Origin of the sequence: Rhodococcus sp. NPDC056516 (assembly GCF_042794655.1) — a bacterium.
GTDB lineage: Bacteria > Actinomycetota > Actinomycetes > Mycobacteriales > Mycobacteriaceae > Rhodococcus_F.
Genome location: NZ_JBHTTG010000008.1, coordinates 361,943 through 374,772, shown reverse-complemented (window position 1 = coordinate 374,772; position 12,830 = coordinate 361,943). Strand labels below are relative to the sequence as shown.

The following is a 12,830-nucleotide window of genomic DNA, read 5'->3' as shown; positions in this document are numbered from 1 at the left end:
ACCGTACGCCGATTTCACAAATGTGTGAAGATAGAAAAGAAGGAAAGATCGAAAGGTTCCGATGACCGACACCAGCCATACCGTCGTCCCGGACGAGAGCCGACATTATGTCGAGCGACTCTCACTCGTGCTGAGCGACATGGGTTTTCCGCCGATGCCCGCACGCGTCTGGGCCGCGCTGATGACCAGCGAGACGCCCTCGTCCACACCAGGAGATCTCGGATCTCGGTTGGGAGTGAGCCCCGCCGCCATCTCCGGAGCCGTCCGATACCTCCAGCAAGTCGGGTTGATCGAGCGTGTGGCGGTACCCGGGTCGAGACGTCAGCACTACTGCGTCAGCGTCGAGATGTGGGCCGACGCGTTTGTCACGAAACAGTCCTCCCTCTATCAGGTCTCGGCAGTTGCGGACGAGGGGATTCGAGTCCTCGGCGAAGGAACCACGGCCGGCGATCGGATGGCCGATCTGCGCGACTTCTTCGACTTCATGGCCGCGGAAATGCCGCGCATGCTCGCGGACTGGCGCTCCCAGCGAAAAGACCGGACACCTGGCAGGTAACTTCAGGTTTACCCGCAATTTCGGCGGGGTACCTCAATTCTCGGTCCAGCACGGTGAAGTGCGGTGTACCCGAGGAGTTGTTAATGAAGCTGTCGATCAGGGGCGCGAACATTTCACCGACTCCGCCCCTCGCACACACCGCTTCACCCGAAACCTGTGAACGATCGATTTCGTTGAATCGCACCGCCGCCGAAGCATTCGCCGGCGATCACCATGCACTCTCGAAACTCCTGGCCCGGCTGCACCCTCGCGTCGTTCTCTACTACCGCGCCAGACTTCTCGGGACGCCCGTCGCGACATTCGCCGACGATCTCGCCCACCAATGCACCCTGGACGTCGTCACACGAATGTCCGACACGATCTCCGCCGACACACGCATCGAGACATTTGCGTACGAGTTGGCCTCTCGACGAATTGCGTCAATTCCCCAGTCACGCAACATCGACGGACAATTCAAACGCCCGCGTCGCCTGACCGACGACCAACGTGAGGTTCTGGTACTACGAATCGCAGTGGGTCTGACTGCCGAGATGACCGCGTCGACTCTGCGCACAACTCGTTCGAGCGTGCTCCTCGTACAGCATCAAGCGCTGCGCGCCTGGACGGTCTCCGAGCGGAGCTAGATCAGACCTTGCTTACTCGCGGCGTAGACGGCCTCTGCTCGACGGCTCACCTCGAGTTTGCGCATGATGTTGCTGACGTGAAACTTGACGGTGGTCGGTGAGATGAACAATCTCTCACCGATCTTGATGTTGGACAAGCCGTTTGCGAGGAGTCTGAGCACTTCGAGTTCGCGATCGGTCAATCGTTCTTTCGACGACGACTGCCCGTTGAGCGATCGCACGACAGCTGACGCGCTGCGCGAATCGAACGCACTCTCACCCCGCGAGACCGCCCTGATCGCACGCACCAATTCGGTGGTGTCGACGTCTTTGACGACATAGCCGCGAGCACCCGCGTGCACCGCTCGCACCACCAGTTGATCGTCGAGAAACGTGGTGAGAACCAACAGTCCGAGGCCGGGATGCGCCGAGGACAGCTGGCCACACAGAGTCAGTCCCTCGTAGTCCGAACTGGCGGAGAGTTTGAGATCCATCAGGACGATGTCCGGCCCGACCTTGTCGACCACGGCGAGTGCCTCGGCGAGGGACGAAGCCTCCCCCACGATCTCGAGATCGCTTTCGCGCTCGAGAACCGAGCGGAGACCTTGCCGCAGAATTGCATGGTCGTCGACCAGGACGATTCGAACCAATCCCTGAACCGGCGATGCTCCGCGGGTGATGACGGGGCGCGCAGTGGTCATGATTCCTCGCTCTCGATTTCAGTTGTAGAGCAAAGGTTTTCCATGCCCGAGTTTTCAATGCCCGAGTCGAGCGGCAGTGCCCCTGGCAGCGGCAGTGGTAGTCGCACGAGAATCTGAATCCCACCGATCCGAGCCCGTCGCACTTCCAGCGCGCCACCCAACTCCAAGGTTCGCGCCTGCATGTTCGCGAGACCGCGATGGCGGCCGTCGAGATCGTTGGTGGCTGCGAGTTTGAGAATCAGCCGCATCCGGGCGGGGTCACCATCACCGTCGTCGGAGACGGACAGCAACACCGAGTCCGCCCGATAGGTCAGACGGAGTACCGCCCGATTCGCGTGAGCATGGACCGCTGCGTTGAACAGGGCTTCCCCAGCGATCCGCAAAAGAGCGTGTTCGGCATCGCCCGGAAGTTCTGACGGGGTACCGCCGACGCGAACGCTGACCGCCAACTCGTCGGGCATGTGAACCACGCCGAGCTGCTCAAGCATCTCGGGCAGCGACGTCCTGTCCGCGTCCGAGGAATGATTGAGAGCGTAGATCGCCGAACGAAGCTGCTCGACTGCCCGCCTGGTCAAATCCTTTGCCAGGTCCAGTCTTTCACTGCGCTCCGCCTCCGGGATGTCGCTGCGGCAGACCTCGATCTGCATGCCGGCCGACAACACCGCTTGCGTCACACTGTCGTGAAGTTCGCGGGCGATCCTGTGACGTTCGTCGTCGACCACCTGATGCCGATGCGCCACTCCCAGCTGACGCTGCGTGGACTCCAATTCGCTGTTGCGCACCGCAAGATCGGCCGCCGTGCGATTGGCCTCCGCATACGCATCTTCGGCACGTTCGAGCAGTAACTGTCCGCGCTGATAGAGCGCCGAATTCTGCAGGGCCACAGCAGTCTGGCTGGCCAGAATGCTGAGCACGGCACCGTCCGTCGTATCGAGCGTCCGGTTGGCCGGCGTCCAGGCCGCAAAGGCGCCGACCACACCACCGCCGAGCACGATCGGCACAAACGCGTAGTGAGCGTCGATCACCGAGTTGGATTCGATTCTGCCGTAACGGATGTCGTCGAGGCATTCTACGACATCCTCCGGAAGCGGTGGCCCCTCCACATTGTCGACCAGGAACGGCGTCGCATCCGGACCGAGGACCAATCTCCGGGGCCCGGCGTCGGGCAAGGTTCCGTCGGCCAAGGCGAAGACTATCCAGTTGGCACTCAGATGAGCGCGGGCAGCTTCCGCGACCGCACAGACCAGGGTTTCCGGGCCCTCGACGGTGCGCACCAAGGCCCGCGAGATCAATTCCAGCGCATGTACGACGCGCTCGAGGCGCTCGGCCGCACCGCGATACTGCGGGTAGAACGAACTCTTACCCGACCGTAATCCGGTGAGCCTGGACAGGTCCGCGGTCATCGCCTCCACCACTTCACAGCGTCCCTCTTCACAGCGTCCCTCTTCGCAGCGCCCATCTTCACAAGGCACCTCTGAACAACGCCACCATCTGCTCCTGCGTCGCTTCCCGGGGATTGGTGGACATGCAGGCGTCGAGCAAAGCGAAGCTGGCGAGCCTACTCAGATCTTCCTCTCGAACACCCAACTCCCCCAGCCCCTTCGGCACTCCGACCTCACGTGCGAGCCGTTCGACCCGATCGGCCACCGCCAGCGCTGCTTCCTCCGGGGTGCCGTGTTGCTCGGGAAGACTCAGTGCCGCAGCGATGGCAACAAAGGGAGCAGCGTCCGTCGTGGAATTGAAACGGATGACGTGGGGCAACAGAATTCCGTTGATGACGCCGTGCGGCAGGTCGAGCATGCCGCCCACCTGATGGCTCATCGCGTGCGCGGCGCCGAGTATCGCGTTGGTGAACGCCAACCCGGCCTCGAGGCTCGCCTGCGCCATCACCGACCGCGCTTCCATCTCCATCGGGTCCTGGATCGTGTGCACCAGATTCTCGGTCACCAGCCCGACAGCGCGGAGCGCGTGATGATCGGTCAACGGATTGTGCGCCAGCGAGACGAAGGCCTCGATACCGTGCGTCAGTGCATCCAATCCCGTTGCAGCGTTGAGCCACTCGGGCATCGTCGTGAGCAACCGCGGATCGATGACCGTGACATCGGGGACCAGAGCCCGGCCGATGATGGTGATCTTGGTGCCGCGGGTCGTGTCCGTGACGATGCAGAACTGCGACACGTCCGCGCCGGTGCCGGACGTGGTGGGAACCATCACCAACGGCGGGATCGGTTTTGTCGCCTGATCGACACCCTCGTAGTCGAGTATGTTGCCGCCGTTGGCAGCGAGGACGGCAACACCTTTTGCCGCGTCGATGACGGAACCGCCGCCGAGCGCGATGATGACGTCGCACTCGCCTTCCTGGTACACCTCGAATCCGGCCGCGATCTCGAAGTCCTTGGGGTTGGGCGTCAGCCCTGACCACACCGTCGCGGTCAACCCCTGCTCGGTGAGATGGCCTTCGAGTTCGCTGACCCATCCGGCGTCGATCAGACCGGGATCGGTGACCAGGAACGGTCGGAACCCGCCGAACCTCAGAGTCGCGTGTGCTGCCTCGACCAGGGAACCGATGCCGAAGACGATCTCGGGGGCGTGAAATTTGACCAGTCGAGCAGCAGTACCGCGGCGATGAACACCGTGGTTCACAGCATCCGGATAAGCCACGGACACGACCCCACTCTCCTCTCGCTGCTCTGAGATCTCCGGTCGGGATTTCGCATCCGTCGCTCTCAGCGCATCAACTCCCACGTGCACAAACTGGTGTGATCCACCTTACAATCGCTGGCCCCGAGCCTACGCGGACAGCAGACGGGGCACACCCACCGAAGGAGAGGCGCTTACCTACCCGTTCGGGCAGGTAAGGCGTCTCGGGAAAATGAATGGCGCGGCGAGAAGGTCCCGCTGTACTTTCGGTTGCGGCCAGAGTGGCCCGTAGAACCGATTCAGAAGGTGTTTATGACCCAGCCCGCGCCGAGCGCGCCTCTCGCCCCTGCCCTGTCCGCAATCCTCGAGATCACCTACTGATCCGCGGAACCTGATTCCAAACGACGGACTGACAGCCGCGAGGCCCCCTCGGCCTGCTCCTACCTGCTTTGTTCACTCAGCTAGGAGTTCTCCAGTGCCTCGATCACACAATTCCATCTCGAATACCGACACCTTCTCCTGCGTTCAGTGCGGGCTCACCGTCATGACGCACGGCCCCGACGGCGATCGCCGAAACCATTGCCCCAGTTGCCTGCATTCCCGACACCTGTTCGACCAGGTGGAAGGTGGGCCGTCAGACTGCGGAATGCGGATGGCCCCCATTTCCATCGCGGTGCTGCGTAGTGGCGATTGGATGATCATCCACCGCTGCGCACAATGCTTCGAACTCACCTCCAACCCCGTCAGCCGAGACGACAACCAGTTGTTGTTGATGAGAATGGCAGTGCGGCCGCTCGCGCAACCGCCCTTCCCGCTCGAAGCCTTCGGCGACTTGTGAAGGGGAATCAGATGCCACGTAGGAATCCCAGCACCCGCGCGCGGCGGGCACCGCAACGGGCCAAGCACGTACTGCACGGAATCGGCGGAGAACAAGGATCGAGCTTCCGTTGTCTCACATGCCGTTTGGACATCTCCACTGCGGCGCCGGGCACCGCCCATCGGAACCACTGCCCGAACTGTCTGGCAAGCCGACACGTCGATGGACGTATTCCCGGCGACCGAGCACAACAGTGCAGAGGCGCAATGGCGGCGCTGTCCCTGTCGGTCCGGCAAGACGGTGAATGGATGCTCGTTCACCAGTGCGTCGAGTGCAATACGTTGAAAGTCAACAGGATCGCCGGCGACGACAACGCCTTGGTCCTGCTGCGATTGGCGCTACGTCCGTTGGCAGACCCTCGCCTGCGCTCGCGCGCGTTGCTAGCGCTCTGATGATTCGTCCGGTGTACTCGCGCGGTTCTGCGCGCGATTACACCGGACGAAGACCACGAACACGATCCCGGCGAGCAAGCCGACCACAGTCGGTCCGAGGACCAGTCCCGAGTACAACCACGGGGCAGGTTCTGCCGGAAAGAGGTCCATGAATATGGGTCCGGTGTATGTCGGTTCGGAAAACGGTTCCCGATAGGATCCTCCGGTGAGAATGTGCGGTGACGCCAACGACTTCCACCACCACTGAAACACGCCGAGCGCCACAACCCCACACACGGCGCCGAGCACTGTCAGCGCCGCGATCGGTCGCCAGATCGATCCCCTGATTTCGGACATGAGATCAAACTAGTTCACGACAGATCGCGCAGTGACATCGGTGAAGTGCACTGACATCAGCGAAGTGCGTGCCCCAGTTCAGCGGCCTTTGCCATCAGTTGCGCGGCATCTCGGGCAACAACAACCTCGTCGCAGATCTCCGAATACTCCGGCATCGCGCACGATGCCTGGTTCCAGTAACGCTGTGGTTCCGGCGTGATCCAGGCCAGACGGTGGACCTTTCGGCGGAGTTCCTCGAGCTTGTCCGCCTGCGGGGGCAACCCGTTGCACCGACCGTCGCCCACGATGATGACAGACGTCCGTGAGTTCAAGGTGTTTCCGTGCTCGTCCAACAATTCTGTGAGCACCCGCCCGTAATCGCTGCTGGCTTCCAGATCCAGACCCGGGTGCGCGAGTACCGCGGCCAGTGCGCCGTCACCACTACTGGCGAGAAGGGTCTCGGTCACGTCGACCGGACGATCGACGAATGCGAGTACTTCGCAACGATCTGCCCGCCGATGCATTGCCTGAGCCATCCGCAGAGTGAACGCGGTGATGGGGCGCACGGACAATGACACGTCTGCGATCAGAAGCAGCCGAACACGATCGGGGCGAGGGGCTTTCACGACCAGATGGAAGGGTATTCCGTCGGTACGCAGGCTCGAACGGACCGTGCGGCGCATGTCGAGATGCCCACGAGAGCGCTCACGGGGTCGAGGCCTGGACGGACCTCGCATCCGCCGAAGCACCTCGTGGCACGCGAGTTCGATGTCGTTGTGCGTTGCACCGGCAGCAGATTCACTGTCCGGCGCATCGGGAGCGGATTCGGCCAGCGCAGCGGCCGAGAGCGCTTGCACAAACGCTTCGACTGCCTCGACGAGCCGATTCAATTGCGCCTGCGTCAACGGTCCGTCGTCGGAGACGTCCGCGTACGCCTTGCTCGGGTCGTAGGCGTCCAGCCAGGCCAGGATGGACGTAGGATCGTCCCACGACAACGAACCGACTACTGCTGCAGCAACACTGGTACTGAGGCCACCGACCACCGCCGAGGCTGCACGGTCCACGTCGACCGTGTAACTGACCCCGCGTCGACCGGTCTCCGAACCGGTATCGACCGACAGTTCGGCGTCACTCGACGTCATCGACACATCGTCGTCGTCCTTGTGAGGGTTGAAGCCCTTCTCCGCCTCCGGAGTGTCGAAGTAGTCGCCTACCTCGGCCGCACGCTCGTTGTACTCGGCGTACCGACCAACTTCTTGATCCTCGTCGATCCCGAGCGCGGTGGGCAGACCGTCCGCCACCTCGGCTCGCGATGCCATCCGCTCGGCGTGTTCTTTGCCTGCGGCCGGCCGGAACAGCGCGTCGAACGCCCGCTCGAAACCGGCCTGCTCGTGAGAGTACTTGGCGCACACTGCCCGGAGACACGCTCGCAATGTCTCGCGATCCGAGGCGCCGACCATCGCGAGGACACGCCGAACCTCGATGACCTCGGCCGGTGACGCGGAAACTCCGGCCGCCCTCAGCAATCGGCCGAAGCTCGCGGACACCACGTCGAGAACAAACGACGGCTGCCACACGGCGAGGCCACCGAGCGTCGTCATCGCGTCGAACGGATTCCGCTGCCGCCGCGGATTCCCTGTTGATGGGGGTCGCGTCCGCCGGTTCCCCGGAACACGGCCGTCGTCGTGTTGGCGGGTTTGCTTGCCACAGTGGCTCGCTCGATCGGTTCACCACCGTCGCGCGAAGATGATTCGAGAAGCTTTCCGTCGAATCGCTCCTTGGCCAGCGTCACGTCGGACGAGTACTTGAGCAACGCCGTCAGCAAGATGTCGCGCACCTTGGCGTCGGAGGCGGTGTCGAATCCGCTGGCCGCGAGCACTGTTGCGGCTCTGGCAGCGTCGATGACCTCCGAGATGGACGGGCTCTTGCGCAGCGGGAGATCACGCAGGATGCGAGCCAATTCGACAACCTCCGTGGCCGTGGCCGCATCTACCTCCGGTGCTCGGGCCGTGACGATCTCGCGTTCACGCTCCGACGTCGGATAGCCGAGATGGTAATGCAGACAGCGCCGCTTGAGAGCCGGCGAGAGTTCGCGAGTGTCGTTGGACGTCAAGATGACCCAGGGCTGCGATCGGGCCTCGAACGTGCCGACCTCGGGGATGGTGATCTGCTGTTCGGCAAGGATCTCCAGTAGCAACGCTTCCATCGATTCCTCGGTGCGGTCCACCTCGTCGACCAGGAGCACCACCGGTTCGGGTGAGAGGATCGCTTCGAGCAGCGGCCGCACGGACAAGAAGTTCTCGGAGTACAAACCGAAATCCTGATCGGCCAGAAACTTCGACGCTTCGGCTACGCTGTCGAACTCGGAGACCTGATCGCTGATCCGGTCGCGGAGCATCTGCACGTGCAGGAGTTGCTTCGCGTAGTCCCATTCGTACAGGGCGCGATTGTCGTCCAGCCCTTCGTAGCACTGCAATCGCACCAGTTTGCGGCCCCCGATCGCAGCCAGAGACTTCGCCAGTTCCGTCTTGCCGACACCGGCCGGACCTTCGAGCAGGAGCGGACGCCCCAGCGCCGTCGCCAGATGAACGACTACCGCAAACTCGTCGTCCGCGATGTAGTCCTGCTCTCGCAGAGCATCTTTCACTTCGAATCCGCTGGAGAAACTGCGATTGGACATTGAACACCTTTCATGGGGGCAAGCCCCCCGTGCGCGCTTAAGCAGTCTCTGGACTCCCTAAGCGCGCACGGGGCCGGAGGCCCTGCTAGAAGTACGACTTGTTGATCGCGTGATCGACAACCGGGATCATCGACTCCACGGTGACCTCACGGGGGTTACCCGGGGTGCACCAGTCGTCCTGAATGTGCTCGGAGATGGCGCGCACAGTCTTCTCGTCACCCTTGATGACATCACCACGACCCTCGTACTTCTTGGTGTTCATCTGGTTCTTCGCGTACGAATCGGTACGAACCTGACCGAAGTTGTCGGGGATACCTACGTCCTTGGCCAAACGGATGGCCGCCTCGACGGCAGCATCTGCAGCCTGAACCGTGGTGAGGTTACGAGTGTCGACACCGAGTGCACCGGCCAACTGGGCGTAGCGCTCGTAGCGCGAAGGCAGGTTGTACTCCCACACACGCGGCAACGCGATGGCGTTGTTCAGACCGTGATGGCTGTCGAAGAAGGCACTGACCGCGTGCGAGATCGAGTGAACGATGCCGAGTCCGCCGGAGTTGAAGGCCTGCCCGGCGATGTACTGCGCGTTCATCATTCCCTCGCGAGCCTTGAGGTTGCGCGGCTCGAAGACAGCCTCGCGCAGGTTCTTCGCGACCAACTCGACCGAGTAGATCGCGTTACCGAGCGAGGGCGCGAAATCGAGACGAGACACGAAAGGCTCACTGCCGTGCGCGAGTACGTCGAAGCCGCAGTACGCGGTGAAGTGCTGAGGGCAGGTGTAGTAGAGCAGCGGGTCGTCGATCGCCAGGGTGACGATGGTCGCCTCGTCGAAGCCGACCCACTTGTGCGGGTTGTTCATGTCCGACGTGTCGGTGATGACGTACGCCCACGACGTCTCGGAACCCGTACCGGCCGTGGTGGATACGGCGATGTGCGGCGGGTTCTCCTTGTTGGTGGACTTGGCGAAGCCCTCGAACTCGTTGATGTTGCGACCGTCGTGTGCGATCACGACGCGAGCACCCTTGGCGGCGTCGTGGCTCGAACCACCGCCGATCGAGATGATCGAGTCGCACTTCTCCTTCTGGTAGAGAGCCGCGGCCTCCATGACGTTGTAGTCCTTGGGATTCGACTCGACCTTGTCGTAGAGCACGACCTCGACACCCTGGTACTCGATCTTGCCGACCAGTTCCTCGATGATGCCCGAACCGCGCAGACCGGTTGTCATCAGAAGGGTGCGCTTGAAGCCGAGGTTCTTGGCCTCCACCCCGATGATGTCGTGAGCGCCCACACCCATCAGGGCGCGCGGGAAGGGGTGGAACTCCTTGATGGGAAAGTCCCAGATCTGGTTGAGCTCGATAGCCATCGGTATCTCCTCGGGGATGTGCACGAATGTGACTGCGGGAGGGATTCGAGCCGATTCTTTGTGACCGGCGTCTCACCTGGTTTCCACTGTGTACCGACAAACAGCCCGTGCACAGGCTTCGGCAGCTCAACCGCCCGGACGCCGCCCGCGAACCGCCCGTTCGGGCAGGTCGGCCCCGCCCCGGACTGCCAGGACGGCCCGATCAGACCGAGGTGGTTCCCGCTGATCGGGAACGTGTTGCTCGGCGACTACGATCCCCAGTAGCTTTTCATCACTGCTAACATTGAACTAGAACACGTTCTAGATGTTGCACTTCACTGACCTGCGCTTTACCCAGCTTCACGAGAGGACTAGCTTCGCGATGACGACAGTCGAGGTACCGCACAGCTCGCGATCGGCGGTACTCACCGTGTCCGGAGTCATCGAAGAGACTTCCGACGCCCGGTCGCTGGTGTTCGAAATTCCCGCAGAACTGAAGGACAAGTTCGACTACAAGCCCGGTCAATTCCTGACCCTGCGCATCCCGAGTGATCAGACCGGCTCGGTCGCTCGCTGCTACTCCCTGGCCAGTTCGCCCTTCACCGACGACGCCCCCAAGGTGACCGTCAAGCGAACCGTCGACGGCTACGGCTCCAACTGGTTATGCGACAAACTCCAGGTCGGCGACACCATCGAAGTGCTGCCGCCGTCAGGTGTCTTCACGCCCAAGTCGCTCGATCACGACTTCCTGCTCTTCGGTGCAGGCAGCGGGATCACTCCGGTGATCTCGATCCTCAAGTCCGCCCTCACGCAGGGCAGCGGCAATGTCGTGCTGATCTACGCGAATCGCGACGAGAAGTCCGTCATCTTCGGCGCCGAACTTCGCGAGTTGGCGGCGCAACACCCCGGCCGCCTCACCGTTGTCCACTGGATCGAAACCGTGCAGGGACTGCCCGCCGTCTCGCAGTTGGCGACGCTGGCCAAGCCATTTGTCTCGTACGAAGCCTTCATGTGCGGCCCCGGCCCCTTCATGGACGCCGTCCACAAGGCACTGGCAGAGGCCGGCATGCCCCGCACCCAGGTTCACGCCGAGGTCTTCAATTCACTCGCCGGCGACCCGTTCCGTGACGTCGAGGTAGCCGAGGTCTCCGACGAGGAAGCAGCCGACGCCGCGACTGTCGAGGTCGAACTGGACGGTGAAACCCACACCCTCGTCTGGCCGCGCAAGCAGACGCTCGTCGACATCATGCTCGCCAAGGGCCTCGACGTACCGTATTCCTGCCAGGAAGGTGAGTGCGGCTCGTGTGCCTGCACCGTCACCGAAGGCGAAGTTCAAATGGACAATTCCGAAATCCTCGACGCCGAGGACGTGGCGAACGGTTACATTCTCGGTTGCCAGGCAAAGCCGATCACCGATCACCTGAAGATCGAGTTCTAAGCCCTGCTTCCACGCATGACGGCCCCTGATTCCCTGCGGAATCGGGGGCTTTGTCATGTTCCGAGTCATCTCCTGAGCCGTCTGATCCACACTCCGAAACCCACGCAGGCGCCGTTGTGGGCAACCGCCACAGCGCGAAGATCAGTACCACGGTCACGATCAGGAAACCCTCACGAAGGACCAACCCCAACGGCAGCAGGAGCGGCGACGTCTCGATGAACTGCTGCCCCATACTCGGCCCGCAGTAGACGAGCGCCAACCCCAGTGCTGCGGCACCGAACTGCAGGGGCGATCGAAGCCGAAAGAGAACCGTGACTGCAGCGGGCACGAGATACACCCAGTGGTGTATCCAGCTGATCGGCGACAAGATCGGCGCACTCAATCCGATCACCAACGCCGCATCGACCGCACGCCCGACGCGATAGACATCTCGGGCGACCCAGAGCGCTGCCGCCGCGCACAGCACGGTCAACGGCATCGCCAGCGCCGCCGTCCAGGTGCCCAGGGCCGCAAGTCCACCCTGCAGCGAACTGTTGCCGGCACTCGCGATCGCCTGCCCGCTCAAGTCCACCCGATCGCTGAGATTCCAGACGACGTCCGACCAGAAGGTCCAGCTGACGGCCGGGTCGACCAGTACTGCGACGGCCGTTGACGCGGCAAATCCGATCGAACTCCAGATCGCGAGCCGCCACTGCTTCGTCACGACGAAGTAGACGACGAACAGAGCGGGCGTCAGCTTGATCGCAGCCGCGACGCCGATCAGAAGTCCTCGCGGAATCCATCGGCCGAATCTCGAATCCTCCCGGCGGGTCACGTCGAACAGGACGAGCACCATCAGCACCAGGTTCACCTGGCCGAAGGAGATGTGTGCACTGACGATGGGCGTCACCGACACAGCCAGGACCAATGCCGCCATGACCAGGGGCCGCTTCGGGACGCGCGCGGGAGTGAACCTTGCGACCGTCCACACGACGGCCGCGATGCACAACCCCGACCACAGCAGATAGGCAGTCCACCAGTCGAAGAGAACAGTCGGCCAGAGGAAGATCACCGCGAACGGGGTGTAGGTGAACGGCATGCCCTCGTCGACGATCAACGGGCCGACAAGATTGCTCTCGTAGATGTTCGAGCCTGCGGCAAATGCCTGGGCGGCATAACGGTAGACGAGAAAATCAACGGGTTCGACGGCTCGAACGGAGTACACGAGATAACACAGAGCTGCGACGCCGGCAGCGATCAGTGAACCGATCGTCACAATTCGAGACGCCTCGACACGGATGGCGGGCATAC

Annotated in this window: 13 protein-coding genes; 5 read left to right on the top strand and 8 right to left on the bottom strand. The window is 62.5% G+C overall.

Annotated features, from left to right (window positions below; genetic code table 11):
- The first annotated feature begins 61 nt into the window (after positions 1-61).
- Positions 62-556, top strand: a complete 495-nt coding sequence (locus ACFQ6Y_RS25230; protein WP_378638459.1) for a GbsR/MarR family transcriptional regulator — start codon at positions 62-64, stop codon at positions 554-556.
- Between the two features lie 83 nt (positions 557-639).
- Positions 640-1,179: an RNA polymerase subunit sigma gene (locus ACFQ6Y_RS25225; protein WP_378638456.1), complete on the top strand. Its 540-nt coding sequence runs from the start codon at positions 640-642 to the stop codon at positions 1,177-1,179.
- Here the strand turns inward: ACFQ6Y_RS25225 and ACFQ6Y_RS25220 are convergent.
- The 3 genes from ACFQ6Y_RS25220 to ACFQ6Y_RS25210 are packed head-to-tail and all read right to left on the bottom strand — an operon-like array spanning position 1,176 to position 4,526.
- Positions 1,176-1,859 carry a response regulator transcription factor gene (locus ACFQ6Y_RS25220; RefSeq protein WP_003942005.1) on the bottom strand — a complete coding sequence of 228 codons (684 nt, stop codon included), beginning with the start codon at positions 1,857-1,859 and terminating at the stop codon, positions 1,176-1,178. The genes ACFQ6Y_RS25225 and ACFQ6Y_RS25220 overlap by 4 nt on opposite strands.
- A complete protein-coding gene (locus ACFQ6Y_RS25215; protein ID WP_378638453.1) occupies positions 1,856-3,262 on the bottom strand; it encodes a histidine kinase in 1,407 nt (468 codons plus the stop codon). The genes ACFQ6Y_RS25220 and ACFQ6Y_RS25215 overlap by 4 nt, the downstream gene beginning before the upstream one ends.
- A gap of 58 nt (positions 3,263-3,320) precedes the next feature.
- On the bottom strand, positions 3,321-4,526 hold the full coding sequence (locus ACFQ6Y_RS25210) for an iron-containing alcohol dehydrogenase (protein WP_378447225.1): 1,206 nt from the start codon (positions 4,524-4,526) through the stop codon (positions 3,321-3,323).
- Positions 4,527-4,974: 448 nt separating this feature from the next.
- Here ACFQ6Y_RS25210 and ACFQ6Y_RS25205 point away from each other — a divergent pair, with 448 nt between their 5' ends.
- Positions 4,975-5,337, top strand: a complete 363-nt coding sequence (locus tag ACFQ6Y_RS25205; protein WP_378638450.1) for an RNHCP domain-containing protein — start codon at positions 4,975-4,977, stop codon at positions 5,335-5,337.
- 11 nt (positions 5,338-5,348) lie between these two features.
- Positions 5,349-5,768: an RNHCP domain-containing protein gene (locus ACFQ6Y_RS25200; RefSeq protein ID WP_378638446.1), complete on the top strand. Its 420-nt coding sequence runs from the start codon at positions 5,349-5,351 to the stop codon at positions 5,766-5,768.
- Here the strand turns inward: ACFQ6Y_RS25200 and ACFQ6Y_RS25195 are convergent.
- The 4 genes from ACFQ6Y_RS25195 to mdo form a co-directional block, all read right to left on the bottom strand.
- The gene (locus tag ACFQ6Y_RS25195) at positions 5,757-6,104 is read right to left on the bottom strand and encodes a hypothetical protein (protein WP_054187805.1); all 348 of its coding nucleotides are present in this window, start codon (positions 6,102-6,104) and stop codon (positions 5,757-5,759) included. The genes ACFQ6Y_RS25200 and ACFQ6Y_RS25195 overlap by 12 nt on opposite strands.
- Before the next feature lie 56 nt (positions 6,105-6,160).
- The gene (locus tag ACFQ6Y_RS25190) at positions 6,161-7,684 is read right to left on the bottom strand and encodes a VWA domain-containing protein (RefSeq protein WP_378638440.1); all 1,524 of its coding nucleotides are present in this window, start codon (positions 7,682-7,684) and stop codon (positions 6,161-6,163) included.
- Entirely contained in the window at positions 7,681-8,763 is a 1,083-nt protein-coding gene (locus ACFQ6Y_RS25185) for an AAA family ATPase (RefSeq protein ID WP_378638437.1), read from the bottom strand. The genes ACFQ6Y_RS25190 and ACFQ6Y_RS25185 overlap by 4 nt, the downstream gene beginning before the upstream one ends.
- 85 nt (positions 8,764-8,848) lie before the next feature.
- Positions 8,849-10,123 carry an NDMA-dependent methanol dehydrogenase gene (gene mdo / locus ACFQ6Y_RS25180; protein ID WP_003942095.1) on the bottom strand — a complete coding sequence of 425 codons (1,275 nt, stop codon included), beginning with the start codon at positions 10,121-10,123 and terminating at the stop codon, positions 8,849-8,851.
- A gap of 361 nt (positions 10,124-10,484) precedes the next feature.
- Between mdo and ACFQ6Y_RS25175 the strand changes: the two genes are divergently transcribed.
- Positions 10,485-11,540, top strand: coding sequence for a 2Fe-2S iron-sulfur cluster-binding protein (locus tag ACFQ6Y_RS25175; protein ID WP_378447219.1), 1,056 nt, complete (start codon positions 10,485-10,487; stop codon positions 11,538-11,540).
- On the opposite strand, the gene ACFQ6Y_RS25170 is transcribed toward ACFQ6Y_RS25175, so the two are convergent.
- Positions 11,512-12,828, bottom strand: coding sequence for a glycosyltransferase 87 family protein (locus tag ACFQ6Y_RS25170; RefSeq protein WP_378638433.1), 1,317 nt, complete (start codon positions 12,826-12,828; stop codon positions 11,512-11,514). The genes ACFQ6Y_RS25175 and ACFQ6Y_RS25170 overlap by 29 nt on opposite strands.
- Between the last annotated feature and the right edge of the window lie 2 nt (positions 12,829-12,830).

Bases quoted from the DNA above. Each gene is read 5' to 3' on its own strand.
- ACFQ6Y_RS25230 (WP_378638459.1), top strand. From the start codon at position 62: ATGACCGACACCAGCCATACCGTCGTCCCGGACGAGAGCCGACATTAT.
- ACFQ6Y_RS25225 (WP_378638456.1), top strand. From the start codon at position 640: ATGAAGCTGTCGATCAGGGGCGCGAACATTTCACCGACTCCGCCCCTC.
- ACFQ6Y_RS25220 (WP_003942005.1), bottom strand. From the start codon at position 1,859: ATGACCACTGCGCGCCCCGTCATCACCCGCGGAGCATCGCCGGTTCAG.
- ACFQ6Y_RS25215 (WP_378638453.1), bottom strand. From the start codon at position 3,262: ATGACCGCGGACCTGTCCAGGCTCACCGGATTACGGTCGGGTAAGAGT.
- ACFQ6Y_RS25200 (WP_378638446.1), top strand. From the start codon at position 5,349: ATGCCACGTAGGAATCCCAGCACCCGCGCGCGGCGGGCACCGCAACGG.
- ACFQ6Y_RS25195 (WP_054187805.1), bottom strand. From the start codon at position 6,104: ATGTCCGAAATCAGGGGATCGATCTGGCGACCGATCGCGGCGCTGACA.
- ACFQ6Y_RS25190 (WP_378638440.1), bottom strand. From the start codon at position 7,684: ATGACGACGCTCGGTGGCCTCGCCGTGTGGCAGCCGTCGTTTGTTCTC.
- ACFQ6Y_RS25185 (WP_378638437.1), bottom strand. From the start codon at position 8,763: ATGTCCAATCGCAGTTTCTCCAGCGGATTCGAAGTGAAAGATGCTCTG.
- mdo (WP_003942095.1), bottom strand. From the start codon at position 10,123: ATGGCTATCGAGCTCAACCAGATCTGGGACTTTCCCATCAAGGAGTTC.
- ACFQ6Y_RS25175 (WP_378447219.1), top strand. From the start codon at position 10,485: ATGACGACAGTCGAGGTACCGCACAGCTCGCGATCGGCGGTACTCACC.
- ACFQ6Y_RS25170 (WP_378638433.1), bottom strand. From the start codon at position 12,828: ATGCCCGCCATCCGTGTCGAGGCGTCTCGAATTGTGACGATCGGTTCA.